24 protein-coding genes are annotated in these 25,679 nt (G+C 66.8%); 18 read left to right on the top strand and 6 right to left on the bottom strand.

Translation table 11 applies throughout. The features are described 5' to 3' along the window. Nucleotides 1-5: 5 nt before the first annotated feature. Both rpe and ribD read left to right on the top strand, forming a co-directional pair. On the top strand, nt 6-710 hold the full coding sequence (gene rpe / locus K6L26_RS18125; RefSeq protein WP_019345678.1) for a ribulose-phosphate 3-epimerase: 705 nt from the start codon (nt 6-8) through the stop codon (nt 708-710). Further along, the gene (gene ribD, locus K6L26_RS18120) at nt 707-1,708 is read left to right on the top strand and encodes a bifunctional diaminohydroxyphosphoribosylaminopyrimidine deaminase/5-amino-6-(5-phosphoribosylamino)uracil reductase RibD (RefSeq protein ID WP_221851043.1); all 1,002 of its coding nucleotides are present in this window, start codon (nt 707-709) and stop codon (nt 1,706-1,708) included. The genes rpe and ribD overlap by 4 nt, the downstream gene beginning before the upstream one ends. Nucleotides 1,709-2,019: 311 nt before the next feature. Here ribD and K6L26_RS18115 read toward each other — a convergent pair whose 3' ends face one another. Continuing rightward, nucleotides 2,020-3,702, bottom strand: a complete 1,683-nt coding sequence (locus K6L26_RS18115) for an MFS transporter (RefSeq protein WP_221851041.1) — start codon at nt 3,700-3,702, stop codon at nt 2,020-2,022. Next, nucleotides 3,702-4,415 carry an LppX_LprAFG lipoprotein gene (locus tag K6L26_RS18110; protein ID WP_221851039.1) on the bottom strand — a complete coding sequence of 238 codons (714 nt, stop codon included), beginning with the start codon at nt 4,413-4,415 and terminating at the stop codon, nt 3,702-3,704. The genes K6L26_RS18115 and K6L26_RS18110 overlap by 1 nt, the downstream gene beginning before the upstream one ends. Nucleotides 4,416-4,487: 72 nt before the next feature. On the opposite strand from K6L26_RS18110, the gene K6L26_RS18105 reads away from it, so the two are divergent. From K6L26_RS18105 to K6L26_RS18090, 4 genes are all read left to right on the top strand, one after another. Beyond that, on the top strand, nt 4,488-5,087 hold the full coding sequence (locus tag K6L26_RS18105; RefSeq protein ID WP_019345682.1) for a riboflavin synthase: 600 nt from the start codon (nt 4,488-4,490) through the stop codon (nt 5,085-5,087). A 97-nt stretch (nt 5,088-5,184) separates the two neighbouring features. Beyond that, nucleotides 5,185-6,513 (top strand): bifunctional 3,4-dihydroxy-2-butanone-4-phosphate synthase/GTP cyclohydrolase II, encoded by a 1,329-nt coding sequence (locus tag K6L26_RS18100; protein WP_036389821.1) that lies wholly within the window; start codon nt 5,185-5,187, stop codon nt 6,511-6,513. Then, the gene (ribH, locus tag K6L26_RS18095; protein WP_221851037.1) at nt 6,510-6,989 is read left to right on the top strand and encodes a 6,7-dimethyl-8-ribityllumazine synthase; all 480 of its coding nucleotides are present in this window, start codon (nt 6,510-6,512) and stop codon (nt 6,987-6,989) included. The genes K6L26_RS18100 and ribH overlap by 4 nt, the downstream gene beginning before the upstream one ends. Nucleotides 6,990-6,996: 7 nt before the next feature. Continuing rightward, nucleotides 6,997-7,458 (top strand): PH domain-containing protein, encoded by a 462-nt coding sequence (locus K6L26_RS18090; protein WP_036387672.1) that lies wholly within the window; start codon nt 6,997-6,999, stop codon nt 7,456-7,458. An 11-nt stretch (nt 7,459-7,469) separates the two neighbouring features. On the opposite strand, the gene ggt is transcribed toward K6L26_RS18090, so the two are convergent. Then, complete coding sequence (gene ggt / locus K6L26_RS18085; RefSeq protein ID WP_372514833.1) at nt 7,470-9,434, bottom strand: gamma-glutamyltransferase; 1,965 nt, start codon at nt 9,432-9,434, stop codon at nt 7,470-7,472. A gap of 59 nt (nt 9,435-9,493) precedes the next feature. On the opposite strand from ggt, the gene uvrC reads away from it, so the two are divergent. The 4 genes from uvrC to whiA are packed head-to-tail and all read left to right on the top strand — an operon-like array spanning nt 9,494 to nt 14,562. After that, nucleotides 9,494-11,581 carry an excinuclease ABC subunit UvrC gene (uvrC, locus tag K6L26_RS18080; protein WP_047040531.1) on the top strand — a complete coding sequence of 696 codons (2,088 nt, stop codon included), beginning with the start codon at nt 9,494-9,496 and terminating at the stop codon, nt 11,579-11,581. A gap of 37 nt (nt 11,582-11,618) precedes the next feature. Further along, nucleotides 11,619-12,533, top strand: a complete 915-nt coding sequence (gene rapZ, locus K6L26_RS18075) for an RNase adapter RapZ (RefSeq protein WP_047040534.1) — start codon at nt 11,619-11,621, stop codon at nt 12,531-12,533. Next, the gene (yvcK, locus tag K6L26_RS18070) at nt 12,530-13,588 is read left to right on the top strand and encodes a uridine diphosphate-N-acetylglucosamine-binding protein YvcK (RefSeq protein WP_019343776.1); all 1,059 of its coding nucleotides are present in this window, start codon (nt 12,530-12,532) and stop codon (nt 13,586-13,588) included. Before rapZ ends, yvcK begins: the two co-directional genes overlap by 4 nt. Further along, nucleotides 13,585-14,562 carry a DNA-binding protein WhiA gene (gene whiA / locus K6L26_RS18065; RefSeq protein WP_085980342.1) on the top strand — a complete coding sequence of 326 codons (978 nt, stop codon included), beginning with the start codon at nt 13,585-13,587 and terminating at the stop codon, nt 14,560-14,562. Before yvcK ends, whiA begins: the two co-directional genes overlap by 4 nt. Nucleotides 14,563-14,576: 14 nt before the next feature. On the opposite strand, the gene K6L26_RS18060 is transcribed toward whiA, so the two are convergent. Further along, nucleotides 14,577-15,689, bottom strand: a complete 1,113-nt coding sequence (locus K6L26_RS18060) for a DUF805 domain-containing protein (protein ID WP_064893994.1) — start codon at nt 15,687-15,689, stop codon at nt 14,577-14,579. Between the two features lie 189 nt (nt 15,690-15,878). Further along, nucleotides 15,879-16,784 (bottom strand): YwqG family protein, encoded by a 906-nt coding sequence (locus tag K6L26_RS18055; RefSeq protein WP_221851036.1) that lies wholly within the window; start codon nt 16,782-16,784, stop codon nt 15,879-15,881. A gap of 208 nt (nt 16,785-16,992) precedes the next feature. Between K6L26_RS18055 and K6L26_RS18050 the strand changes: the two genes are divergently transcribed. From K6L26_RS18050 to secG, 8 genes are all read left to right on the top strand, one after another. After that, nucleotides 16,993-17,649, top strand: a complete 657-nt coding sequence (locus K6L26_RS18050; protein ID WP_221851034.1) for a TetR/AcrR family transcriptional regulator — start codon at nt 16,993-16,995, stop codon at nt 17,647-17,649. A 6-nt stretch (nt 17,650-17,655) separates the two neighbouring features. Beyond that, entirely contained in the window at nt 17,656-18,570 is a 915-nt protein-coding gene (locus K6L26_RS18045) for a sterol desaturase family protein (protein ID WP_221851032.1), read from the top strand. A gap of 129 nt (nt 18,571-18,699) precedes the next feature. Further along, nucleotides 18,700-20,475 carry an ABC transporter ATP-binding protein gene (locus K6L26_RS18040; protein WP_064893997.1) on the top strand — a complete coding sequence of 592 codons (1,776 nt, stop codon included), beginning with the start codon at nt 18,700-18,702 and terminating at the stop codon, nt 20,473-20,475. Continuing rightward, nucleotides 20,472-21,464 (top strand): phospholipase D-like domain-containing protein, encoded by a 993-nt coding sequence (locus K6L26_RS18035; RefSeq protein ID WP_019343916.1) that lies wholly within the window; start codon nt 20,472-20,474, stop codon nt 21,462-21,464. Before K6L26_RS18040 ends, K6L26_RS18035 begins: the two co-directional genes overlap by 4 nt. Before the next feature lie 82 nt (nt 21,465-21,546). Next, nucleotides 21,547-22,569: a type I glyceraldehyde-3-phosphate dehydrogenase gene (gene gap, locus K6L26_RS18030; protein ID WP_019343917.1), complete on the top strand. Its 1,023-nt coding sequence runs from the start codon at nt 21,547-21,549 to the stop codon at nt 22,567-22,569. A gap of 5 nt (nt 22,570-22,574) precedes the next feature. Then, a complete protein-coding gene (locus K6L26_RS18025; protein ID WP_221851030.1) occupies nt 22,575-23,798 on the top strand; it encodes a phosphoglycerate kinase in 1,224 nt (407 codons plus the stop codon). 24 nt (nt 23,799-23,822) lie between these two features. Next, a complete protein-coding gene (gene tpiA / locus K6L26_RS18020) occupies nt 23,823-24,608 on the top strand; it encodes a triose-phosphate isomerase (protein ID WP_019348650.1) in 786 nt (261 codons plus the stop codon). Nucleotides 24,609-24,653: 45 nt separating this feature from the next. Beyond that, a complete protein-coding gene (gene secG / locus K6L26_RS18015) occupies nt 24,654-24,887 on the top strand; it encodes a preprotein translocase subunit SecG (RefSeq protein WP_019348649.1) in 234 nt (77 codons plus the stop codon). Nucleotides 24,888-24,969: 82 nt separating this feature from the next. Here the strand turns inward: secG and deoC are convergent, their stop codons facing one another. Next, entirely contained in the window at nt 24,970-25,665 is a 696-nt protein-coding gene (deoC, locus tag K6L26_RS18010) for a deoxyribose-phosphate aldolase (protein ID WP_221851029.1), read from the bottom strand. Nucleotides 25,666-25,679 lie beyond the last annotated feature (14 nt).

Raw genomic sequence — 25,679 nt, 5'->3', positions numbered from 1 at the left:
CCGCCATGGCAGACCTCCGCGCACGCGAGGAGCACAAGACTCCATTGATCGCCCCGTCCATCCTGTCCGCTGACTTCGCGCGGCTGTCCGATGAGGTCGCCGCGGTGGCCGGGGCCGACTGGCTGCACGTCGACGTGATGGACAACCATTTCGTTCCCAACCTGACGTTGGGCCTGCCGGTGGTGGAATCGCTGCTCAAGGCGACCGACATCCCGATGGACTGCCACCTGATGATCGAGCAGCCCGAGCGCTGGGCACCGCCGTACGCCGAAGCCGGTGCCTACAACGTCACCTTCCACGCCGAGGCCACCGACAACCCGATCGGCGTGGCGCGGGACATCCGCGCCGCCGGCGCCAAGGCCGGCCTGTCGGTGAAGCCGGGCACCCCGCTGGAGCCGTACCTGGAGATCCTCAAGGAATTCGACACGCTGTTGGTGATGTCGGTCGAGCCGGGGTTCGGCGGTCAGAAGTTCATCCCCGAAGTGCTCGCCAAGGTGGGTACGGCACGTCGCCTCGTCGATGCCGGTGAGTTGACCATCGTCGTCGAGATCGACGGTGGCATCAATGCCGACACCATCGAGCAGGCCGCCGAGGCGGGCGTGGACTGCTTCGTCGCCGGCTCCGCGGTGTACAGCGCCGCCGATCCGGCCGCCGCGGTGGAATCCCTGCGTCAGCAGGCCGCGAACGCTTCGCGACACCTGACGCTATGACACCTGAGGCCGTGATGCGGCTGGCGATCGAGCAAGCCGAACAGGTCAAGGGCTCGACCTATCCCAATCCGCCGGTCGGCGCGGTGATCCTGGACCGCGACGGGCAGGTCGCCGGCGTCGGCGGGACGCAACCCGTCGGAGGCGCGCACGCCGAGGTGATGGCGTTGCGAGCGGCGGGGGAGCGAGCCAAGGGCGGCACCGCCGTCGTCACCCTCGAACCGTGCAATCATCACGGGCGTACCCCGCCCTGCGTGGATGCGCTTCTGGCGGCAGGGATTTCGGCGGTCACCTACGCGGCGTCCGACCCCAATCCGGCGGCGGCCGGCGGTGCGCAACGGCTTGTCGATGCCGGTGTCACCGTCAGCCCGGGTCTGCTCGCCGACGATGTGGAGCAGGGGTCGCTACGGGAATGGCTGCACAAGCAACGCACCGGAATGCCGCATGTCACATGGAAATTCGCGACAAGCGTGGACGGCCGCAGTGCCGCCGCCGATGGTTCCAGCCAGTGGATCACCAGTGAGGCCGCGCGCGCGGACGTGCATCGCAAGCGTGCCGCGGCCGACGCGATCGTGGTCGGCACCGGCACGGTGTTCGTCGACGATCCGACGCTGACGGCTCGGCGACCCGACGGGACACTCACCGACCATCAGCCCCTGCGGGTCGTGGTGGGCATGCGGGAGGTATCCCCGGATGCCAAGGTGCTCAACGATGATTCGCACACGATGTTGATTCGCACGCATGATCCGCACGAGGTGATGCGGTCGCTGGGGGGCCGCACGGATGTGCTCCTCGAGGGCGGGCCGACGCTCGCCGGAGCTTTCCTGAGGGCCGGCGTGGTCGACCGGATCCTGGCCTATGTGGCACCGATGCTGCTGGGTGGGCCGATCACCGCGGTCGACGACATCGGGGTGCCCAGCATCGGGAACGCCCAGCGGTGGAAGTTCGACGGCATCACCGCCATCGGGCCCGATGTCCGCCTGAGTCTGGTGCCCAACTGACAGCATGCGCAAAGGTAGCCAGCTGTAGTTAGGGTTACCTAAGTTAAGCTGGTGACGAACCGGCCGCTGGTGGTGTTAATCGGTACACTCGTGCCAAAGCGCGTTCACTGCCGAATCCGCGCCCGGTGAACACGAGCAAAGGACGCGAGCATGACTGCACTGCAGGACTGGCTCCCCACCACGGCATTTACCCCTCGCGCTATTCGGGCGCTGGTACGCGCCCCACTTCGCCTGGTGCTGCCTGACCGGCCGGTGGAGGCCGGCCAGGCACCACGTCTGCTCCGCCCTGGCGTCGAGCGTTGCTGAACCGATCAGTCCGATCGGTGCCGCCCCGGCGGTTGCTGGGGCGGTAGCTGGATCGGCTCGTCGGCGGACTGGACCGGCAGCACCTGCGTCGGCAGGTAGAGCTGCCCGGTCGGAGCGTCCCTGTCATCGCGGGCGGCAGCGCCATCGCCGGTAGGCGGGCCGTCGAGTTCGTCGGCGTGGACATGACGCGCAGCGATCAACAAGCCGAGCACCGCACCCACCACGCAGACGACCGCGGTGACGCCGAACATGTCGCCGTACATCGACACATACGCCTCGCGATAGCGGGTGGCCTGCGACGCCAAGCGCTCCTGCAGCGACATCTCGCTGGTGTTGGCCGCCGCGGCCAGACCGGACAGGTGCTGATTGAACCGGTACAGACCCCAGGCGGACAGCGCCGCCATGCCGATCAGCATGCCGATCATCCGGGCCACCACGACGAACGCCGAGGCGATGCCGTGCTGCGCAGCGGGCACCACCCGCAGCGTCGCCGAGGTCAGCGGGGCGATCACCAGCCCGAGCCCGAGACCCACGATCGCCAGGTCGGTGTCGAGCACCGGCAGCTGGAACAGAGCCAGGTCGTAGGTCTTGTCGAGCACGTCGATCGACCAGTGGGTGATCCGCCAGAAGCCGCCGGCCGCGACCATCAGGCCGACGAAGCTGACGATGCGATCGCCGACCCGGGTGGCGATCCAGCCACCGATCAGCGCGCCGATCGGCAGGGCGATCAGGAACCGCAGCAGCAGAAAGGCGGCATCGTACTTGTCCTTGCCGAGCACGCCCTGGCCGAACAGTTCGACATTGACCAGCGTCACCATCAGCGCCGCACCGGTGCACAGCGAGGCGGCCAGTGCGGCGAGGAAAGGCACGAACTTCACGCCCGCGGGCTCGATCAGCCGGGTGCGGGCCACCTTCTCCCACACGAAGAACGCCACGGCTGCCACCAGCGCGCCGATCAGCAGCGGGAGGCCCCACTCGGGCAGAACCTGCTTGCCGTCGGGTTCCGGGTTGTACAGGCCCACGACGGCCAGGCCCAATGCGATGGCCAGCAGGACGCCGCCGACCACATCGACTTTCTCGGGGTGGTCGCTCGGTTCTTTGCCCGGCAGGCTGAAGTGGATCATCACCATGGCGATCACTGCCAGCGGCACGTTGATCCAGAACACGGCCTGCCAATGGTGGAACAGTGCCACCGCACCGATGCCGTAGAGCGGGCCCAGCACACTGCCGAATTCCTGCGCTGCGCCCACGCCGCCGAGCACCGCGGCCCGGTTTCGCGCCGCCCACAGATCGGCCGCCAGCGCCAGCGTCACCGGCAGCAGCGCGCCGCTCGCGGTGCCCTGCACCACGCGGCCGATGACCAGCGTGGTCAGGTCGCCCGACAGCGCGGTGATCACCGAGCCGACAGCGAAGCCGGCCAAACCGACCTGGATCAGCATCTTGCGCCCGAACCGGTCCGAGGCCCGGCCCAGCAGCGGCATGGCCGCGATGTAGCCCAGCAGGTACCCGGTGATAATGGGCGTGACCTGCTGAATCTTGTTGATCGCGATACCGACGTCGGCCATGATGTCGGTCATGATCGTGACCACGACATAGGTGTCGAGGGCACCGAGCAGCACGGCGAGACTGCCCGCGCTGATCGCGATGTGGCGGTTGCGGCCGGAGCGGGCCGACTCCGCGGCCCGCATCAGGACGCGGGCTTGGTGACGGTGACCTGCTTGCCCCAGTCGGTCAGGGTCATGGTGACGCTGTTACCGGGGGTGGGTTCGAGCTTGGCCTGCAGCAGGGCGTGGTCGCCGTCTTCGGAGATCCACGCGGTGCCGGGGACCGGGCCCTCCGCCTTGAGCTGGGGTGCGATCTTGTTGACCGCTTCCGCGCTGACCGTGCCGGTCACCCGGACACCTTCGGTGCCGTTGATCGACTCGCGGCCCTCGGCCTTCGGGTCGCTGAGGTTCGCCAGCACGTTGGCCAGGCCGAGATCGGGGTTCAGGATGGTCGACACGTCGTAGATCTTCTCGGCGGGTCCGTAGTCGGACAGCGGATCGCCCGCGGTCAGCGCGGCGTACAGCGTCCCGTCGGCGACGACGAACTTCGCGTCGGAGATCTTCTGGCCGAAGGCGTTGAGGTCGACAGTCCCCTGAGCGGCGACGGCGGGCGTGTTGGTCAGGTCGCCGTCGAGCTTCTCGACGGGGAGGCCCTTGATGGTGCCCTCGACGGTCAGCAGCAGATGCACGCTCTGCTGGGCCTTGGTGGTCGCGGCGGACTGCTGCAGCAGCTCGGCCGCGTCGGGCAGTGGGGCGTTCGACTTTTCTGAGGACGACGAGCAACCCGCGACGAGGGCGGCCGCTGCGAAGAGGATTGCGAGTAAGGACTGGACTGCGAAGCGTGGGCGCGTCTGCATGACTTGCATCGTAGAGGCTCGCGGCGGTCGGGCGTTTTCTCCAACTCACACTCGACTGAATAGTCTGGTCACGTGTTCACCGGAATCGTTGAAGAGCTGGGTGTCCTGGTCGACAAGGCGGAGCTGACGGATGCCGCCCGGTTCACCATCCGCGGGCCCGTGGTCACCGCCGACGCCGGCCACGGCGATTCGATCGCGGTGAACGGGGTCTGCCTGACCGTGGTGGACGTTCTTCCCGACGGCGTGTTCACCGCCGACGTGATGGGGGAGACGCTCAACCGGTCCAGCCTGGGTGGGGTCGGCGTCGGCAGCCAGGTCAATTTGGAGCGGGCGGCGGCGGTCAACAGTCGCCTCGGCGGGCACATCGTGCAGGGCCATGTGGACGGCACCGGCACTGTGATTTCCCGCACGCCCTTCGAGCACTGGGAAGTGGTGCGCATCGGTCTGCCCGCCGCCCTGTCGCGGTATGTGGTGGAGAAGGGCTCGATCACCGTCGACGGGGTGTCGCTGACCGTGTCCGCGGTGGGTGACGACTGGTTCGAGGTGTCGCTGATCCCCACCACCCGCGAGCTCACCACACTGGGGCACGCGACCGTGGGGACGACGGTCAATCTGGAGGTCGACATCATCGCCAAGTACGTGGAACGGCTGATGGCCGGTCCCGGTGAGTAAGAGCTGGCAATAACCGCTGGATTTCGGTGGTTCATACTGGAGTCGGCACATGGTCCCGGATTTGGGACCTGGCATGAGAACAGGCAAGGTGGCGCAGATGACCAGGCTCGATTCCGTCGAGAGGGCGATTGCCGATATCGCGGCGGGCAAAGCCGTGGTGGTGATCGACGACGAGGATCGCGAGAACGAGGGCGATCTCATCTTCGCCGCCGAGAAGGCGACTCCCGAACTCGTGGCCTTCATGGTCCGCTACACCTCCGGCTATCTCTGTGTGCCGCTGGACGGCGAAATCTGCGACCGGCTGGGCCTGTTGCCCATGTACGCGGTCAACCAGGACAAGCACGGCACCGCCTACACCGTCACGGTGGACGCGAAAAAGGATGTGGGAACCGGTATTTCGGCGTCCGACCGGGCCACCACGATGCGGGCGCTGGCCGATCCGTCCACCGTCGCCGATGACTTCACCAAGCCCGGCCACGTGGTTCCGCTGCGCGCCAAGGACGGCGGCGTGCTGCGCCGTCCGGGCCACACCGAGGCCGCCGTGGACCTGGCCCGCCTGGCCGGGCTGCAGCCCGCCGGTGCGATCTGCGAGATCGTCAGCCAGAAGGACGAAGGCGACATGGCGCGCACCGACGAGCTGCGGGTCTTCGCCGATGACCATGACCTGGCACTGATCTCGATCGCCGACTTGATCGAATGGCGTCGCAAGCACGAGAAGCACATCGAGCGCATCGCGGAGGCTCGCATCCCGACCCGGCACGGCGAGTTCGTGGCCGTCGGTTACAAGAGCATCTACGAGGACGTCGAGCATGTCGCGCTGGTGCGCGGCGACATCTCCGGCCCGGCCAGCGACGGCCACGATGTCCTGGTGCGGGTGCACTCCGAATGCCTGACCGGTGACGTGTTCGGCTCCCGGCGCTGTGACTGCGGGCCGCAGCTGGACGCCGCGATGGCGATGGTGGCGCGTGAGGGCCGCGGCGTGGTGCTGTACATGCGCGGCCATGAGGGCCGCGGTATCGGACTGATGCACAAACTGCAGGCCTATCAACTCCAGGATGCCGGTGAGGACACCGTCGACGCGAACCTGAAACTCGGTTTGCCGGCCGACGCGCGTGACTACGGCATCGGCGCGCAGATCCTGGTCGACCTCGGTATCCGGTCCATGCGGCTGCTGACCAACAACCCGGCCAAGCGGGTGGGGCTCGACGGTTACGGGCTGCACATCATCGAGCGGGTGCCGTTGCCGGTGCGCGCCAACTCGGAGAACATCCGCTACCTGATGACCAAGCGGGACCGGATGGGCCACGACCTCATCGGGCTTGAGGACTACGACGAAGCGGTGAGCATGGACGACTACGACGAGGCGGTGTACCTGCTCGGGGACCGTCGGCCGCCCAGCGGGACCGATTCGGGTTCGAGCCTGTGAGCGGCCACGGAGTTCCCGACCTGCCTCAGGTGGACGCGTCGAAGGTGAAGCTGGCAATCGTGGCCAGCACCTGGCACACCCAGATCTGTGATGCGCTGCTCGACGGGGCACGTAAGGTCGCCGCCGAGGCCGGCATCGACGACCCGACGGTGGTGCGAGTGCTCGGCGCCATCGAAATCCCCGTGGTGGCACAGGCATTGGCGGCCACGCATGACGCGGTGGTGGCGTTGGGTGTGGTCATCCGGGGCCAGACACCGCACTTCGACTATGTCTGCGACGCGGTGACGCAGGGTTTGACGCGGGTGTCGCTCGACGCGTCCACTCCGGTCGCCAACGGCGTGCTGACCACCGACAACGAGACCCAGGCCCTGGACCGCGCCGGTCTCCCGGGCTCTACCGAGGACAAGGGCGCCCAGGCGGCGGCCGCCGCTTTGTCGACTGCGCTGACCCTGCGGGACCTGCGCGCCAAGGCGTGACCGACCGATGACCGAGAAGAAGACCGCGGACTGGGACCTCGATATCCGGCCTTATCGCACACCGTATTTCGCCTACGGCGCGGCACTGATCATCTTCCTGGCGCACGTCGCGGTCGGTGTGCTGCTCAAGGTGGGGTCCACCGGCGTGGTCTTCCAGACCTCCGACCAGGTGGCGATCGCGTTGTTGGGAGCGATCATCGGCTGCGTGGTGCTGTTGTTCGCGCGGCCCCGGCTCAAGATCGGCCCCGCGGGCGTAGCGGTCCGGAACCTGATCGGCTTCAAGGTCATTCCGTGGTCGGAGGCGCTCGGCGTGTCCTTCCCGGTGGGGGCCCGGTGGGCGCGCCTGGACCTGCCCGACGACGAGTACATCCCGGTGATGGCGATCCAGGCCATCGACAAGGGTCGCGCCGTCGAGGCCATGGACGAGGTCCGTGACCTGATCGACCGGTACCGCTCGAAACTCGCCTGATTCGCGCCGGATCAACCGACGTCGCCGAGCACCACACCCTCGCGACGCGGATCGGCGCCCCCGATCCAGCCCGAGGATGTGCGCACCAGGGCCGAGAGCCCGCTCGACTGGTCGGCCAGCGACACCTGATGCCCGAGTGCCCGCAGGCCGCCGACAAGTTGATCACGATCCCCGTTGGCGATCGTGTCGACCAACGGATGCTCACCGCCGACATTGGTGACGGGTGTGTTGGCCGCGCCGAAGTCGATCATCGATACCGCCTGCTGCGGATCGAGGTTCCAATCCAGGACGCCGACAAGGGTTTTCACGACGTACTGGATGATGACCGCACCGCCCGGGGAGCCCAGCACGGCGTATAAGGGTCCCCGTTGCGGGCCCGTCTTGTCGAACACCAGGGTGGGCGCCATGGTGCTGCGCGGACGCTTGCCGGGCTGCACCCGGTTGGGCAGTGGTTGTCCTTCGGCGCTGATCGGCTCGGCGGAGAAGTCCGTGAGCTGGTTGTTGAGCAGGAAGCCGTCGACCATGTGGAAGGAGCCGAAAGCGGATTCGATCGTGGTGGTCAGGGATGCGGCGTTGCCGAAGCTGTCGATGATGCTGATCTGGCTGGTGCCGTGTTCGGGTGCCGGCGGGATGGTCATCGGTGGCGCGAAATCCCCGGGCGTGGCCACACCCATCGTGTGATCGCGGGAGATCAGGGCGGCGCGGCCCGTCAGGTAGGCGTCATCGAGCAGGGCTTCGGCCGATCCGCCCGGCAGTGGGACGAAATCGGTGTCGGCGACGTAGCGGTCCCTGTCGGCGTAGGCGAGACGTTCGGCCTCCGAGATCAGGTGCACCCCGGTCACCGACGGGTGACCGCCGTTGCGGTCGACGCGGGCCGGCTTGTAGTTGCTCATGGGGAAGTGCTCGAGGATGCCGAGGGTGGCGGCCACCGCGATACCACCGGAGGACGGGGGTGGCATACCGCAGACCTCGCGGCCGCGGTAGGTCGTGCACACCGGGTCGCGTTGCTTGACGGCATAGGTGGCGAGGTCCTGTTCGGACATCGACCCCGGTGTGCGGCTGCCGCTGGTATCGGCGGTAGCCGCCACGACAGCGCGGGCGATGTCACCGGTGTAGAAGGCCCGGGCACCCTCGGATGCGATGGCGCCCAAGGTTTTCGCGTAGGCCGGGTTGGTCATCCGGGTGCCGACCGGTTTCGGGCTACCGTCGGCGTTGAGGAAGTAGCCGGCGGCGGCGGGGTCAAGCCGGAGTTGCGCGTCGGCGTCGTCGATAGCTGCTGCCAGCCGTGGGCTGATGTCGAACCCCCGATCGGCCAGGGACACGGCGGGGGTGAACAGATCACGCCAGGTTTTCTTGCCGAACTGCCGGTGGGTGTCGTCGAGCAGTCGGACGATGCCCGGCACTCCGATGGCACGGCCCGATGCCCGGGCGTCGGGTTTGGGGGCGGTGCGATCGGACTCTGACACCCAGCGCAGGTAGTTCTCGGTGGCCGCGGCCGGGGCGGTCTCACGTCCGTCGAATGCGCGTACGGCGTTGCGTGCCGCGTCGTAGTACAGCAGGAAGCCGCCGCCGCCGATCCCGGAGGACTGGGGCTCGACCAGGCCGAGGACCGCCTGTGCGGTCACCAGTGCGTCGGCGGCGGTGCCGCCGTCGCGCAGCACCTTGCACGCTGCTTCGGTGGCCAGCGGATTGGCGGTGGCCACCGCGTAGGTCGCCGTGCGGACGGCGGTCATGTCGGTGCGGTAGCCGGTGCCGATCTCGGGGGTGGTCGCCAGGTCGCGTGATGGGGCCGGTGCCGCCGGGCCGGCCGGTGGTGGCCCAGGAGCGGGAGGCGGCTTCGGCAGTGGAGTGCCGTTCGACACAATCTCGCACGGTCCGGCGACGGTCTTCGCCGGACGCCGATTGTCGCCGCCGCATCCGGCAAGGACTGTCGCGGCGACACTGAGCAGGGCGATGACCGAACGCGTGGACGTCAGCAATCGCACACCTCGACGGTAGCGGAGTTCACTCCGATCGCGGCAGTAACCTGGAAACCGTGCCCGATCCAGCGACGTACCGGCCGGCGCCCGGATCGATACCAGTGGAGCCGGGCGTGTACCGGTTCCGAGACCCGCATGGTCGGGTCATCTATGTCGGCAAGGCCAAGAGCCTGCGCAGCCGGCTGACGTCGTACTTCGCCGACGTCGCGAGCCTCGCGCCCCGCACCCGGCAGATGGTGATGACGGCGGGCAGTGTCGAGTGGACGGTGGTCACCACCGAGGTCGAGGCACTGCAGTTGGAGTACAACTGGATCAAGGAGTTCGATCCTCGCTTCAACATCCGCTACCGCGACGACAAGACCTACCCGGTGCTGGCCGTCACGCTCAACGAGGAGTACCCCCGGCTGATGGTGTACCGCGGGCCGCGCCGCAAGGGGGTGCGGTACTTCGGTCCGTATTCGCATGCCTGGGCGATCCGCGAGACGCTCGATCTGCTGACTCGGGTGTTCCCGGCCAGGACCTGTTCGGCGGGAGTGTTCAAGCGGCACAGGCAGATCGACCGCCCATGTCTGCTCGGCTACATCGACAAGTGTTCGGCGCCGTGCATCGGCCGGGTGAGTGCCGAGGAGCACCGGCGGATCGTGCTGGACTTCTGCGATTTCCTGTCGGGCAAGACCGACCGGTTGGCCCGCGACCTGGAGCAGCAGATGACCGCGGCCGCCGAGGAGCTGGATTTCGAGCGTGCGGCCCGGCTGCGTGACGACATCGGCGCGCTCAAGCGAGCGCTGGAGAAGCAGGCCGTGGTGCTGGGCGACGGCACCGACGCCGACGTGGTGGCGTTCGCCGACGACGACCTCGAGGCGGCGGTTCAGGTGTTCCACGTGCGTGGCGGCCGGGTTCGGGGTCAGCGGGGCTGGATCGTCGAGAAGTCTTCGGAGCCGGAGGCGACCCGTGATTCGGATCCCGAAAAATCGGGGCAGGAGCAGCTCGTCGAGCAGTTCTTGACCCAGTTCTATGGGGAACAGGCCGAACTCGGCGGCGCCGCCGACGAGGCGACCAACCCGGTGCCTCGGGAGGTGTTGGTGCCGGTGCTGCCCCCCAACGCCGATGAACTGTCGGCATGGTTGTCAGGGCTTCGCGGTTCGCGGGTGAGCCTGCGGGTGCCGGTTCGCGGTGACAAGCGCACCCTGGCCGAGACTGTCGCCCGCAACGCCCACGAGGCCCTGGCCCAACACAAGCTCAAGCGTGCCGGCGACTTCAACGCGAGATCGGAAGCACTGCAGAGCATTCAGGATTCCCTCGGCCTGGCCGATGCGCCGTTGCGGATCGAGTGCGTGGACATCAGCCACGTGCAGGGCACCGATGTGGTCGCCTCGCTGGTGGTGTTCGAGGACGGGCTGCCGCGGAAGTCGGATTACCGGCACTATGCGATCCGCGAGGCTGCCGGTGAGGGGCGCTCGGACGACGTCGCCTCGATCGCCGAGGTGACCCGACGCCGCTTTCTGCGGCACGTCACCGATGCGCAACCCGACCCCAGCACCGAGCAGCGCCCACGCCGGTTCGCCTATCCGCCCAACCTGTTCGTGGTCGACGGCGGTGCTCCCCAGGTCAATGCGGCCGCTGCGGTGCTCGACGAGTTGGGTGTCACTGATGTCGCGGTGATCGGGCTGGCCAAGCGGCTGGAAGAGGTGTGGGTGCCGTCCGAGCCGGATCCGGTGATCTTCCCGCGCAACAGCGAGGGGTTGTATCTGTTGCAACGTGTGCGCGACGAGGCACACCGGTTCGCGATCAGCTACCACCGCAGCAAGCGGTCCAAGCGGATGACCGCCTCGGCACTCGATTCGGTGCGCGGACTCGGAGAGCAGCGCCGCAAGGCGTTGGTGACCCATTTCGGCTCGGTGGCGCGACTCAAAGAGGCCACGGTGGAGGAGATCACCGCGGTGCCGGGGATCGGGGTGGCGACGGCGAAGGCCGTCCTGGCTGCGCTCGGTGGCGGGCCGCCAGTTGAGTCGGGCGGCGGGCCGCCAGTGGAGTCCGAGTCACCCGAAAACGGTGACCCGCGAAGTGAGAATGGCGCCGGACTGGGCGATTCAGGGGCGCCCGCAACGCTTATCGAGGATGATCGACGCAGGGTGTCGGGATGACGGGTAACGGGGACATGAGTAGCCAGGCGGGTCGCGCATGAATGAACATCTGCGCGAGGGCGGCATCGTCGGTGGTGCGGACGCGGATTCGGATATCGACGTAGTGCTGGTCACCGGACTGTCCGGCGCGGGCCGGGGCACCGCTGCCAAGGTGTTGGAGGACCTCGGCTGGTACGTCGCCGACAACCTGCCGCCGGAGCTGATCGCCCGCATGGTCGAGTTGGGGTTGGCCGCCGGGTCACGGATCACGCAGCTCGCCGTGGTGATGGATGTGCGGTCGCGCGGATTCACCGGTGATCTTGATTGGGTTCGCAACGAGCTGGCGGCCCGCAGCATCACCCCACGGGTGTTGTTCCTCGAGGCGTCCGACGACATCCTGGTCCGTCGTTACGAACAGAACCGGCGTAGCCACCCGTTGCAGGGCACTCAGACATTGGCCGAGGGGATCGCTGCCGAGCGGGCGTTGCTGGCGCCGGTGCGGGCAGCCGCCGATCTGGTGATCGACACGTCCGCCCTACCGGTGCCTGCCCTGCGTGAGAGCATCGAGCGGGCGTTCGGCGGTGAGACCGTCGCGTACACGAATGTCACGGTGGAGTCTTTCGGTTACAAGTACGGCCTGCCGATGGACGCGGACACGGTGATGGACGTCCGGTTCCTACCGAACCCGCACTGGGTGGACGAGCTGCGGCCGCACACCGGTCAGCATCCGGATGTGCGTGACTATGTGCTGGGGCAAGCGGGGGCCAGGGAGTTTCTGGACACCTACCATCGTCTGTTGGACGTGGTGATCGCCGGTTACCGCCGGGAGGGGAAGCGTTATATGACCGTCGCCATCGGGTGCACCGGCGGCAAACATCGGAGTGTGGCGATCGCCGAGGCGCTGGCGGAGCGTTTGCAGGGCGGTGACGGGCTGACCGTGCACGTGCTGCACCGGGATCTGGGTCGCGAATGACCCCCCGCATCGTGGCCCTCGGTGGAGGGCATGGGTTGTACGCCACCCTGTCCGCAGCGCGTCGGCTCAGCCCACATGTGACGGCCGTGGTGACGGTCGCCGACGACGGCGGATCGTCGGGCCGGCTGCGCAGCGAACTCGATGTGGTGCCGCCTGGTGATCTGCGAATGGCGTTGGCGGCGTTGGCCTCTGACAGTCCGCACGGTCGATTGTGGGCAACCATCATCCAGCACCGCTTCGGTGGCAGCGGCGCACTGGCCGGCCATCCGATCGGCAATTTGATCCTGGCGGGGCTCAGTGAGGTCCTGGCCGATCCGGTTGCCGCGCTCGACGAGCTCGGGCGCATCCTGGGGGTCAAGGGCCGGGTGCTGCCGATGTGCCCGATTGCCCTGCAGATCGAGGCCGACGTCGCGGGGCTGGAATCCGATCCTCGGATGAGCCGGGTGATCCGCGGTCAGGTGGCGATTGCCACGACGGTCGGCAAGGTGCGCCGGGTACGGCTGCTGCCCGGCGATCCACCGGCAACCCGGCAGGCGGTCGAGGCCATCATGAGCGCCGACCTGGTGGTGCTCGGGCCGGGCTCGTGGTTCACCAGTGTCATCCCACACGTGTTGGTGCCGCAGTTGGCGGCGGCGCTGCGGTCGACGACGGCGCGGCGGGCGCTGGTCTTGAATCTGGCGGCCGAGCCGGGCGAAACGGCGGGGTTCTCCGCCGAGCGCCACATCCACGTTCTGGCCCAGCATGCCCCGGACTTCAGCGTGCATGACATCATCGTCGATGCCAGCCGGGTGCCGAGCGACCGCGAACGGGAGCAACTCAGCCGCACGGCCAACATCCTCAACGCCCGTGTTGAGTTTGCTGACGTGTCTCGACCTGGTACACCTTTACATGACCCGGCGAAGTTGGCCGCGGCGCTTGAGGGTGTCCGGCTGCGCGCGATGGCGCCCGGTGCCGTGCAGGAGCCCACCGTTCCCACGCCCGCAGCGAGGTCGGTCGACATGGCGCGCCAGGAGCCGGCGCCGAATACACCGAGAGGGGACGATCCGTGGCGATGACAGCCGAGGTGAAGGACGAGCTGAGCCGTCTCGTAGTCAACTCGGTCAGCGCTCGTCGCGCGGAGGTGGCGTCGTTGTTGCGCTTTGCCGGCGGCCTGCACATCGTGGCGGGCCGGGTGGTGGTCGAAGCCGAGGTCGACCTCGGGATCATCGCTCGCCGTCTGCGTAAGGACATCTACGACCTCTACGGGTACAACGCCGTGGTGCACGTGCTGTCCGCCAGCGGGATCCGCAAGAACACCCGGTACGTGGTGCGGGTCGCCGCTGACGGTGAGGCGCTGGCACGACAGACCGGATTGCTCGATCTTCGTGGCCGCCCGGTGCGCGGCCTGCCCGCACAGGTGGTCGGCGGCAGTGTCGGTGACGCCGAAGCGGCGTGGCGTGGGGCGTTCCTGGCCCACGGATCGTTGACCGAGCCGGGACGGTCGTCGGCTCTGGAGGTCAGCTGCCCCGGCCCGGAGGCGGCACTGGCGCTCGTCGGTGCGGCCCGCCGGCTCGGAGTCAGCGCCAAGGCCCGGGAGGTGCGTGGCAGCGATCGGGTGGTGGTGCGTGACGGCGAGGCGATTGGCGCGTTGTTGACTCGCATGGGTGCCCAGGACACCCGGTTGACGTGGGAGGAACGGCGCATGCGCCGCGAGGTCCGCGCCACGGCTAACCGCCTGGCCAATTTCGACGATGCCAACCTGCGCCGCTCGGCGCGTGCCGCGGTGGCCGCGGCTGCCCGGGTGGAGCGGGCTTTGGACATCTTGGGTGAGGGGGTGCCCGATCATCTGGCTGCGGCAGGCAAGCTGCGGGTCGAACACCGGCAGGCATCGCTGGAAGAGCTGGGCCGGCTCGCCGATCCGCCGATGACCAAAGATGCTGTGGCCGGCCGTATCCGGCGGCTGCTGTCGATGGCCGACCGCAAGGCGAAGCAAGACGGGATTCCCGACACCGAGTCTGCGGTCACCCCGGACCTGCTCGACGACGCCTGAGCTGGAACTCGCGTCTACGTCAGGTGGGCACCGCGCTTGATGTCTGTCACGAGCAGCGGATTGGACCCGGCCATTCTCTCGAGCATCTCAAGTGTCCCGTCTACTCCGTCACCCAATGATTGCGCGGCGGCCACGGTGTCGGCGGTGACGCCGACCAGTTGTACGAAGCGCAGGGCGCCGAAACCGGTATCGATCTGCCCGAGTTGAGGGTCTTTCCCGAACATGATGGCGGTCAGTTCGGTTCGGGGCTCGCCCAGCGTGATGGGTCCGCCGACTTGAATTCGGTGACCCACGTCGAGTGCTTCACTGCCACTGAAAACCAGGTCGCCCAACCGCTGCAGCAGGAGCACCGCCCACGTCGGCACCTGCGGCGCCAGTGGTTGCGTGAGGTCGATGTCGGCGGCGACTCGAAAGGTCCATTCGAAGTCTGCCCAGATGTCGTGCTCGTCGGAGGACGGGTCGGATTCGAACACGTTGGAGAACCCGTACGTGACGAGGTGCCAGTGAGGTTGCGGGCCTGATGTATTCGGGTAGGCGGTGATTCCCCAAATCCCCTCGCCGGGCAGACGGGCATCGGTGCGTCCGAAATGGGGTGCGGCGCCGTCGAGTCCCGGGTAGAGCCGTGCGAGTGCGGCATCGATCGCATCCCAGCCGGGAGACTCATCGCCGTCGCTTGCGGCAGAGGTCGAGTGGTCGAACTGCTCGCGATGCGGTTTGGAGGGCAGCACGCCGACGACGATCAGGAACACGAAACCGATGTAGGGCACCATGATCAGCAGAGCGAGCCAGCGTGACCGGTCGGCATCCTGAAGCCGGCGGGCCAACAGTGCCGAGCTGGGAACCACGCACGCCAGCACGAATACCACCGCAATCACCCGGAAAGTCGGCCCGAGTGCGCTGTCGTCCCCGACTGCAGCCGCCAATGCCGCCCACAGAATCGCAACAGCGGCGAATGCCATCACGACCCACCAGTACTCGCTGCGGGACGCGCGCCCGGAGAAGCGGGCGTAGCTGCGGACGAAGCGTGACACGGCCTGGCCGAATGTCGCCCCGTAGAGGGGCAAGGTGAGATCGCTCGGATCGGTCGCGCCGACAGGTTGGGACGGGGTTTCCTCGCTGCGGGTCACGGATTCCTCTGCTGAACTATTCGGTTGGATGCACTCTCTGGCGCACGCTAACACCGCATCATCCGCGCCAGGTGCGCAATGCGAAATGTGTTATCAGAGTGCGACTTCGGCTGAAACGCAGCTACTGGCCGGCCAAATGCGCTGCGTCACCGGCAGCGCGGCCGCCGCTGGCGGTTGTGAATCGCGTCGTCAGCAGCACTGCCACGTGACGCTCACGCGGTCGAAGGACCTCGCCGCGAGGTCTTCTGGGCGGATCATGAAGTACAGAATGCCGCAGTCGCCCCACATGAATCCGGCATTGTCGTCGGTGTCGAACTGGGCGAGGAGCTGCCATCGGCGGGATTCCACCGTGATGGCGGGATCACTCCAATTGAGCTGGTTGCGTCCGCCGGCGCTCAGCTGCCCATAGGCGATCTCGACCTCGACGGGGCCTTGAACCGGATCAGGGTGGCCGCCGACCTGATGAAGAGGTCCGGGATTTGCTTGCCGCACGGCGTCCAATGTCTCGAACACACCGCTCCATCCCTGCGCCGGCAGGTCTTCGTAGTGAAGGTCCGGGTGCTCCCACGTCGGCCAGGTCAGGATCGGCTCGGCCAGAAGCTCGACTTCCCGATAGGCAGTGATCGGCGATGGAGGCTCGGTCAGCACGACCGGCACATCCGCCGGGGTATGGATCACTCTGGCGCCGTCGTCGGTTCCGAACAAAGCGCCGACGAGTTCTAAGCCGTCGTCGATCTGGCCGTCGAAGAAGAAGAACGACAGCAGCCCGTCCGGCGGGAACCCGGCCGCGTTCAGCGATTCCGGCATGTACGGCACAAGTTTCCGGCAGTCGAGGGTGGCGATGTGCGTCAGCGGACCGTAACCGCTCCACGTCGGCCACTCGGTATCTCGCGGAAGGGGAGCCGGCCCGCCCAGGTGACCGACCGCTTGGGTTGACGCTGCGCCCGGCAGGGAAGCGACTCTCGCGGGCGGGCCGGATGCCCGTAAGCGGGTGCCCTCGATCAACATCGATGCCCACTGCGCTCCGAGTTCGTCGCCCAGATGTTCACGTCCGGCAGCCGCAACGCGTCGGCGCACGGTCTCGATCGATTCCATTTGTTCCCTCATTGACGGTGTCGGAAGCGTCGAAAACTCGCTGGAGACCGGCGGTCCCGCTTCGGCCCGGCATGTCTCACCGTTGCGGCTCGTGCCTGCGGATGCCGAAGGAGGACACCCGCCGATTATCGCCGACGGCCGCCGCGATCCCGCAGTTTCGGATAGCAACCACTATCCGAAATTTCAGATAACGGTTACTATCTGAAATGTGGTCGATGAACGAAGTGACGTGGACGCGCCGCCGGCGCGGCTGACCAGGGCCGAAGCTCAGGCTCGGACGCGGGCGGCGCTGCTGGATGCTGCCGCCCAAACCTGTGCGCGCAAGGGGTACGCCGCGGCATCGGTGGATGAGATCGCCGCGGCGGCGGGATACTCGGTCGGCGCCGTCTACTCGAACTTCTCCAGCAAGGAGCAACTGTTCTCCGAGCTGATGAACGAGCGGGCCTCGGGACGGCTCGATCAGGTGGTGCAGACCATCGCCGGGAACGCCGGCGGGGGACCGCTGAGCGCCTTGGGTCGCGTACTGGTCGAGATCGCCGACAACGACATCGAGTTCGAGGCGATTCAGGCCGAATTCTGGTTGCACGCCGTGCGCAATCCCGATTCCATGCAGACGCTGCGCGGCCGCTCGGCGCGCACCCTGGCGTCGCTGCGCGAGATCCTCGCTGATGCATTGGAACGCAACGACATCGATGACAGCGTTTCGGTGGAGGGATTCGCCGTGGTGGTTCTCGCGCTCTTCCAGGGTTTGATCCGGCAGCGGCGCATCGACCGCGATCGCGTTCCCGAAGAGCTCTTCGGTCAGGCCCTGGCCTGGCAGCTGGCCGGTATGCCCAAGAAAGACAACAAGAAAGACACGAGGTAACCGGAGATGGACCCCGTCCGCATCGGGCTCTACGCCATGCCCGCCTTCCTCGTCCTGATGGCCGTCGAGTTCCTCAGCTACCGTTTCGACAAAGACGACGATTCCGCTCGGGCCCGGTCCGGGGTGTCATGGCGGGACACCGGCACAAACCTGTCGATCTACGCGCTGGGCATCGTTTTGCGGCCGCTGGAAAAATTCATGGCCGTTCCCATGGTGGCGGTCGCCGCGGCCGTGACGCCCCTGCACCTGTCGGCGTCGCACTGGTGGGTGTGGGTGCTGGCCATCGTGTTGGCCGACTTGGCCTACTACGTGCAACACCGGATGTCGCACCGCGTCCGGATGTTCTGGGCCGCGCACAACGTGCACCACTCGAGCCAGTACTTCAACCTGTCCACGGCCCTGCGCTTGTCGTGGCTGATTCCCGGATCGTTCCTGTCCACCGTCGGTTTCGTGGGCTTGGCGCTCGTCGGCATTCCGGCGTGGCTGGTATTCCTGTCGCAGTCGATCGTGCTGCTCTACCAGTTCCCGATCCACACCGAGCGCATCGACCGGTTGCCTCGCGCAATCGAGTTCGTGTTCAACACCCCGTCGCACCATCGGGTGCATCACGGCGCCAACAACCCGTATCTCGACAAGAACTACGCAGGGATCTTCATCCTGTGGGACCGAATGTTCGGCACGTTCGTGGCCGAGGACGAACCCGTGCGTTACGGCCTGACCAAGAACATCGATACCCACAACCCGATCAAGGTCAATTACCACGAGTTCGTGGCCATGATCGGCGACGTCTGGGGGGCCCGCACCTGGCGCGGGCGGCTCGGCTATCTCTTCGGTCCGCCCGGGTGGCGTGAAAACACCCAGACCGCAACGACTGTCGAAACTGAGGCGCAGGAGCTGTCCGTCCAGGGCGTCGCCCGCTGACCCGTCGGCCCCGGTCGTTGCCGCCCCGTGCCGGATTGTCGTCCGTGAGACACGCCGACGTCACCGCGGCGTTGTAGTGTGTTGCGACAAACTTCGACGTCAACCCCACGATTGAGGCAGCGGTCGCAGATGAGACTGATTCTTGAGCTGATCCGTCCGTACCGGTTGCTGGTCGCGGGTATCTTCGCGGTGCTGCTGGTGCAGATCGCCACCGGCCTGGCCGCGCCGTGGCCGTTGAAAGTCGTGCTGGACAGCGTGGTCGGTCACCACCCGCTGCCGGGTTGGCTCCACGGAATGCTGCAGCCGCTGCTCGGCGGCGAGGGCAAGATGCACATCGCCGGTCTGGCCGCGATCATGGTCCTGGTCATCGCCGTGGTGGCAGCGGTGGCGTCATACGTCTCCAACTACCTGACCGAAACCGTCGGCCAGCGCATCGGCAACGATCTGCGGACCCGGGCCTACCACCACCTGCAGCAGTTGTCCCTCAACTACTTCGACACCCACCGGGTGGGCCCGATCCTGAGCACACTCACCGATGACGTCGACACCATCCAGGGTTTCGCGTCGTCCTCGACTCTGGGCATCGCGACCGATCTGCTGACCATCGTGGGCATGTTGGCCATGATGTTGTGGCTGCAGTGGGATTTCACGCTCATCGCGCTCGCGGTCGCGCCGCTGTTGTTGCTGTTCGTGTCGCGCATCCGGAAGGCCGTCAAGGCCGCGACCCACGAAGTGCGCAAACGCGAATCCGACATCGTCGCGGTCGCCGAGGAGGGCCTGCAATCCATCCGGGTGGTCAAGGCATTCGATCGCGAGGACATGCAGGAACGCCAGTTGGCGCTGGCCGGTCAACAGGCGGTCGACGCGGCGCTCAACGCGCGTCGCGTGAAATCGGTGGTGTCGCCGATCGTGGGCGTCGTGGTGGCCGCCTGCACCGCGCTGGTGTTGTGGCGCGGGTCGGCGCTCATCCTCGCCGGTGCGATGACGGCGGGCACCCTGACCGTGTTCATCTCGTATCTGGCTTCTTTCTTCAAACCGGTCCAGGATCTGGCCAAGCTCACCAACACCATCGCCATGGCTTCCGTCGGCGTGGATCGCGTCAACGCCCTGCTTACTGCCGAGACATCGGTTCAGGAGAAACCCGACGCGGTCGAGCCCGAGCAGCTCACGGGCGCGATCAGCTTCGACCGGGTGGCGTTCGGCTACGACAGCGAGACGCCTGTGCTGCGTGAGGTCACCTTCGAGGTGCAACCCGGTCAGCTGGTCGGCGTCGTCGGGCACACCGGGAGCGGAAAATCCAGTCTGGTCAGCCTGATTCCGCGGTTCTACGACCCGAGTGCGGGCAGCGTCCGGATCGACGGGGTCGACCTGCGGGACTACAAACTCCATGAGCTACGCAGCCAGATCGCCTACGTCTTGCAGGACACGGTGCTGTTCCGCGGCACCATCCGCGACAACATCGCCTTCGGCCGGCCCGACGCCGGTCACGACGAGATCATCGAGATGGCCAAGTTGGCGAATGCTCACGAGTTCATCTCGGCAATGCCGCTGGGCTACGACAGCCCGGTCGGGGAGCGGGGCATGACCCTCTCCGGCGGTCAGCGTCAGCGCATCGGTATCGCCCGCGCGCTGATCCGGGACAGCCCCATCCTCATCCTCGACGAACCGACCGCGGCCCTGGATGCGGAGTCCGAGCACCTGGTGATGTCGGCGTTGCAGCGGTTGATGGCCGGACGCACCGTGATCACGATCGCCCACCGGCTCAGCACAATTCGAGACGCGGACAAGATCGTCGTGCTCGAGGAGGGCAGGGTGGTCGAGGAGGGCACGCACACCGAGCTCCTGACCGCCGGCGGCAGATACGCCGAGTTGCACCGCATCCAATACGAGGACGAGACAACGTGACGCGTTCGCTGATTATCCTGCCCGACGACTCCGCCAAGCCCGTGATCGATGCGATCGGCGGCGCCGAGCGGTCCGTGCGGATCAAGATGTTCGCCTTCAGCCATCCGGCGCTGCTGGAAGCAGTTGTGGCCGCTCACCGGCGCGGTGTGGACATCAAGGTCATGCTGAACCCGGAGCGGCGCGACGGCGTGACCGACAACGACACCGCGCGGGAGATGTTGCAGCGGTTCGGTATCGAGGTCCGCCACAGCAACCCCGCTTTCGACCTGACGCACGAGAAGTCCATGGTCGTCGACGACCACTACGCCTTCGTCGAGTCGTTGAACTGGACCGAGGAGAACTTCACGGTCACCCGCGATTACGCCGTCGTCACTCCCAGCGCCTATGAGGTCGCCGAGATCATCGACTGCTTCGAAGCGGATTGGGCGCGTGAAGAATTCGATCCCGGCGGCGGGTCTCACCTGATCTGGTGCCCGACCAACGGCAGGCATCGCATCGCCGAGTTCATCGACAGCGCCAAGCACACCCTGTTCGTCCAGAACGAGCGCTACCAGGACCCGGTGATCATCGAGCGTCTGGTCCGTGCCGCGCATCGGGGGGTGAAAGTTCACGTCATGGCCCGTGCGGCCCACCATCTCAAGTCGGGCAAGCTGCTCGAGGGCGTGAGCGGGATGCGCATCCTCGACGACGTCGGCATCAAAATCCACCGGCTCAAGCACATGAAGCTGCACGCCAAGATGATCCTGGCCGACCACGAGCGGGCCATCGTGGGCTCGATCAACTTCTCCCCGGGCAGCTTCGACCATCGACGCGAATTGGCCATCGAAGTGACCGATCACCACATCATCAAGCGCCTCAACGAAGTGGCTCACCACGACTGGAAACATTCGGAGCGGATGGACCTCTCGGACGACGGACTCATCGCCGATCTGGTCGGTCAGGATCCACACGAAGTCGATCAACTCGCCCTACGGGACCGCGACATCTGATGCACTGGCCAAGCCGCACAGTGGCGCATTTTCGGCACTAGGCTGGCGGCGGGCAGTTAAACGGCAACCGAGGGAGAATCACGTGACCATCCGGGTAGGCGTTAACGGCTTCGGCCGCATCGGGCGCAACTTCTACCGCGCCCTGGCAACGCAGCAGGCCGAGGGCAAGAACACTGACATCGAAATCGTGGCGGTCAACGACCTCACCGACAACGCCACCCTGGCTCACCTGCTGAAGTTCGATTCGATTCTCGGCCGCCTGCCGCAGGACGTCAGCCTCGAGGGTGACGACACCATCGTCATCGGCGACAAGTCGATCAAGGCCCTCGAGGTCAAGGAGGGGCCGGCCGCCCTGCCATGGGGCGACCTCGGCGTCGACGTCGTCGTCGAGTCCACCGGTATCTTCACCAAGCGCGACAAGGCCCAGGGCCACCTCGACGCCGGCGCCAAGAAGGTCATCATCTCCGCCCCGGCCACCGACGAGGACATCACGATCGTGCTGGGCGTCAACGACGACAAGTACGACGGCAGCCAGAACATCATCTCCAACGCGTCCTGCACCACCAACTGCCTCGGGCCGCTGGCCAAGGTCCTCAACGACGAGTTCGGCATCGTCAAGGGACTGATGACCACGATCCACGCCTATACCCAGGACCAGAACCTGCAGGACGGGCCGCACCGGGATCTGCGCCGCGCCCGGGCTGCTGCGCTGAACATCGTGCCGACCTCCACCGGCGCCGCCAAGGCCATCGGCCTGGTACTGCCCGAGCTCAAGGGAAAACTGGACGGCTACGCGCTGCGGGTGCCGGTGCCCACCGGTTCGGTCACCGACCTGACTGCCGAGCTGGCCAAGCCGGCGCCCGCCGACGAGATCAACGCCGCGATGAAGGCCGCCGCGGAGGGCCCGATGAAGGGCATCTTGAAGTACTACGACGCGCCGATCGTGTCCAGCGACATCGTCACCGACCCACACAGTTCGATCTTCGACTCCGGCCTGACTAAGGTCATCGACAATCAGGCCAAGGTCGTCTCCTGGTACGACAACGAGTGGGGCTACTCCAACCGCCTCGTCGATTTGGCCGCTCTGGTAGGGAAGTCGCTCTAATAACAATGGCAGTCAAGACACTCGAAGACCTGTTGGCCGAGGGCGTAGAAGGGCGCGGCGTTCTGGTCCGCTCCGATCTCAACGTCCCCCTCGACGACCAGGGGCAGATCACCGATCCCGGACGCATCATCGCCTCGGTGCCGACGCTGCGGGCGCTGGCCGAGGCCGGCGCCAAGGTTGTCGTCACCGCGCACCTCGGCCGCCCGAAGGGCTCCCCGGATCCGAAGTTGTCGCTGGCGCCGGTCGCCGCGGCGCTGGGGGACAAGCTCGGTCGCCACGTGCAGCTGGCCGGTGACGTGGTCGGCACCGATGCCCTGGCCCGCGCCGAGGGCCTGACCGACGGTGACGTGCTGCTGCTGGAGAACATCCGCTTCGATCCCCGCGAGACCAGCAAGGACGACGGCGAGCGGTTGGCCCTGGCCAAGGCGCTGGCTGCCCTGGTCGAGGGCGCGGACGGTTCGCCGGGCGCGTTCGTCTCCGACGGCTTCGGTGTGGTGCACCGCAAGCAGGCCTCCGTCTACGACGTCGCCACTCTGCTGCCGCACTACGCCGGCACGCTGGTCGACGCCGAGGTCAAGGTGCTCGAGCAGCTGACCAGCTCGACCGAACGGCCCTACGCCGTGGTCCTCGGTGGGTCCAAGGTCTCGGACAAGCTCGCGGTGATCGAGAACCTCGCCACCAAAGCCGACAGCCTCATCATCGGTGGTGGCATGTGCTTCACCTTCCTTGCTGCACAAGGGGTTTCGGTCGGTACCTCATTGTTGCAGGAGGAGATGATCGACACCTGCAAGCGCCTGCTCGATACCTACGCCGACGTGATCCACCTGCCCGTCGACATCGTGGTGGCCGACAAGTTCGCCGCCGACGCCGAGCCGGAGACCGTGGCCTCCGACCGTATCCCGGACGGCAAGATGGGCCTGGACATCGGGCCGGAGTCGGTCAAGCGTTTCACCGCCCTGCTGTCCAACGCCAAGACCGTGTTCTGGAACGGCCCGATGGGCGTGTTCGAGTTCCCGGCATTCTCGGCGGGCACCAAGGGAGTGGCCGAGGCGATCATCGGTGCCACCGAGAAGGGCGCATTCAGCGTCGTCGGTGGTGGCGACTCGGCGGCCGCGGTGCGTCAGCTCGGCTTGCCCGAGGACGGCTTCTCGCACATCTCGACCGGTGGCGGGGCGTCCCTGGAATACCTGGAGGGCAAAGAGCTGCCCGGTATCGAAATCCTGAAATAGCCGTACAGGGAGTTAAGGACACACATGGCCCGTAAGCCGCTCATCGCCGGCAACTGGAAGATGAACCTCAATCATTTCGAGGCCATCGCGCTGGTGCAGAAGATCGCATTCGCCTTGCCGGACAAGTACTTCGACAAAGTGGATGTCACCGTCATTCCGCCGTTCACCGATCTGCGCAGTGTGCAGACGCTGGTCGACGGGGACAAGCTGCGTCTGACCTACGGGGCGCAGGATCTGTCGCAACACGACTCGGGCGCCTACACCGGTGACATCAGCGGGGCGTTCTTGGCGAAGCTCGGCTGCAGCTTCGTCGTGGTGGGACACTCCGAGCGGCGTACGTATCACCACGAGGACGACGCGGTGGTGGCGGCCAAAGCGGCCGCTGCGTTCAAGCACGGCATCACCCCGATCATCTGCATCGGTGAGCAGCTTGAGGTGCGCGAGGCGGGCAACCATGTCGAGTACAACGTGAACTCGCTGCGCGGCTCCCTGGCCGGTCTGAGCAAGGAGCAGATCGGCCAGGCCGTCATCGCCTACGAGCCGGTGTGGGCCATCGGCACCGGCCGCGTGGCCAGCGCGGCCGACGCTCAAGAGGTCTGCAAGGCCATCCGTGACGAGTTGGGCAACCTCTCGTCACCGCAGCTCGCCGCCGGCGTCCGAGTGCTCTACGGCGGTTCGGTCAACGCCAAGAACGTGGGCGAGATCGTCGCGCAGGGCGACGTGGACGGCGCGCTGGTCGGCGGCGCTTCGCTGGACGGTGAGCAGTTCGCCACCTTGTCGGCCATCGCGGCCGGCGGACCGCTGCCGTAACCCCGGGGACCTGGGCCGGACACCGCACCCGGTAGTCTTACAGCCATGGAATTGGCTCTGCAGATCACTCTGGTCGTGACCAGCGTGCTGGTCGTGCTCTTGGTGCTGCTGCACCGCGCCAAAGGTGGCGGTCTGTCCACCCTGTTCGGTGGCGGTGTCCAGTCCAGCCTGTCCGGTTCTACCGTCGTCGAGAAGAACCTCGACCGCCTGACGCTGTTCGTGACCGGTATCTGGCTGGTCTCGATCGTCGGCGTCGCGCTGCTGATCAAGTACAGCTGACGGCTAGCCGAGGTCCGCTACGCAAGCAAACAAGAGCCGCCCCGATATCACTACCGGGGCGGCTCTCGTTTGTGTCGGCGGCTCAGTAGCCTGCTACTTCCTCTGGTCCGGCTGCGCTCAGCAGTGCCCGTGATCCGGATACTCCCAGCCGTGTCGCCCCAGCAGCGATCATGGCCCGTGCCTGCTCCAGGGTGCGCACTCCGCCCGACGCTTTCACCGCCAGCCCGCTGTCGCGAACGGTACGGTGCATGAGTTCGACCGCGTGCACCGTGGCTCCTCCGGACGGGTGGAAGCCGGTCGAGGTCTTGACGAAGTCGGCTCCGGCCGCCACCGCGGCTCGGCACGTCTGGATGATCTCCTGGTCGGTCAATGCGGCGGATTCGATGATCACCTTCAGTACCGTCGGTGCCGGCGCAGCGGCCCGGACGGCAGCGATGTCGGCTTCGACGCGGTCGTAGGCGCCCGCCTTGGCCGCTCCGATGTCGATCACCGTGTCGATCTCGTCGGCGCCGTGGCCGACAGCCTCGGCGGCCTCGGCGGCTTTGACAGCCGAGCTGTGCTTCCCGCTGGGGAAGCCGCAGACCGCGGCGAGTTTGAGGGTCGAACCGGAGGGGATTTCGACGGGCAGCATCGAAGGCGATACACATACCGAATAGGTGCCCAGCTCGATTGCATCGGCGATTAGAAGCTCGACGTCGGCGGCGGTCGCCTCGGGTTTGAGCAGGGTGTGGTCGATCATCGCGGCGGTCTCTGCCGCTGTCGGAGTGACGCTGGTCATCGAATTCGGAACCT

Origin of the sequence: Mycobacterium farcinogenes (assembly GCF_019739075.1) — a bacterium.
GTDB classification, from domain to species: Bacteria; Actinomycetota; Actinomycetes; order Mycobacteriales; family Mycobacteriaceae; genus Mycobacterium; species Mycobacterium senegalense.
This window is presented reverse-complemented; position numbering and strand designations above follow the sequence as displayed.

Excerpts from the sequence above, each read along its gene's own strand:
- rapZ (WP_047040534.1), top strand. The coding sequence starts at position 11,619 with ATGAATGAACATCTGCGCGAGGGCGGCATCGTCGGTGGTGCGGACGCG.
- yvcK (WP_019343776.1), top strand. The coding sequence starts at position 12,530 with ATGACCCCCCGCATCGTGGCCCTCGGTGGAGGGCATGGGTTGTACGCC.
- K6L26_RS18090 (WP_036387672.1), top strand. The coding sequence starts at position 6,997 with ATGACCGAGAAGAAGACCGCGGACTGGGACCTCGATATCCGGCCTTAT.
- ribD (WP_221851043.1), top strand. The coding sequence starts at position 707 with ATGACACCTGAGGCCGTGATGCGGCTGGCGATCGAGCAAGCCGAACAG.
- K6L26_RS18045 (WP_221851032.1), top strand. The coding sequence starts at position 17,656 with ATGGACCCCGTCCGCATCGGGCTCTACGCCATGCCCGCCTTCCTCGTC.
- K6L26_RS18115 (WP_221851041.1), bottom strand. The coding sequence starts at position 3,702 with ATGCGGGCCGCGGAGTCGGCCCGCTCCGGCCGCAACCGCCACATCGCG.
- K6L26_RS18100 (WP_036389821.1), top strand. The coding sequence starts at position 5,185 with ATGACCAGGCTCGATTCCGTCGAGAGGGCGATTGCCGATATCGCGGCG.
- secG (WP_019348649.1), top strand. The coding sequence starts at position 24,654 with ATGGAATTGGCTCTGCAGATCACTCTGGTCGTGACCAGCGTGCTGGTC.
- tpiA (WP_019348650.1), top strand. The coding sequence starts at position 23,823 with ATGGCCCGTAAGCCGCTCATCGCCGGCAACTGGAAGATGAACCTCAAT.
- deoC (WP_221851029.1), bottom strand. The coding sequence starts at position 25,665 with ATGACCAGCGTCACTCCGACAGCGGCAGAGACCGCCGCGATGATCGAC.
- K6L26_RS18055 (WP_221851036.1), bottom strand. The coding sequence starts at position 16,784 with ATGGAATCGATCGAGACCGTGCGCCGACGCGTTGCGGCTGCCGGACGT.
- K6L26_RS18025 (WP_221851030.1), top strand. The coding sequence starts at position 22,575 with ATGGCAGTCAAGACACTCGAAGACCTGTTGGCCGAGGGCGTAGAAGGG.
- whiA (WP_085980342.1), top strand. The coding sequence starts at position 13,585 with ATGACAGCCGAGGTGAAGGACGAGCTGAGCCGTCTCGTAGTCAACTCG.
- rpe (WP_019345678.1), top strand. The coding sequence starts at position 6 with ATGGCAGACCTCCGCGCACGCGAGGAGCACAAGACTCCATTGATCGCC.
- K6L26_RS18040 (WP_064893997.1), top strand. The coding sequence starts at position 18,700 with ATGAGACTGATTCTTGAGCTGATCCGTCCGTACCGGTTGCTGGTCGCG.
- K6L26_RS18110 (WP_221851039.1), bottom strand. The coding sequence starts at position 4,415 with ATGCAGACGCGCCCACGCTTCGCAGTCCAGTCCTTACTCGCAATCCTC.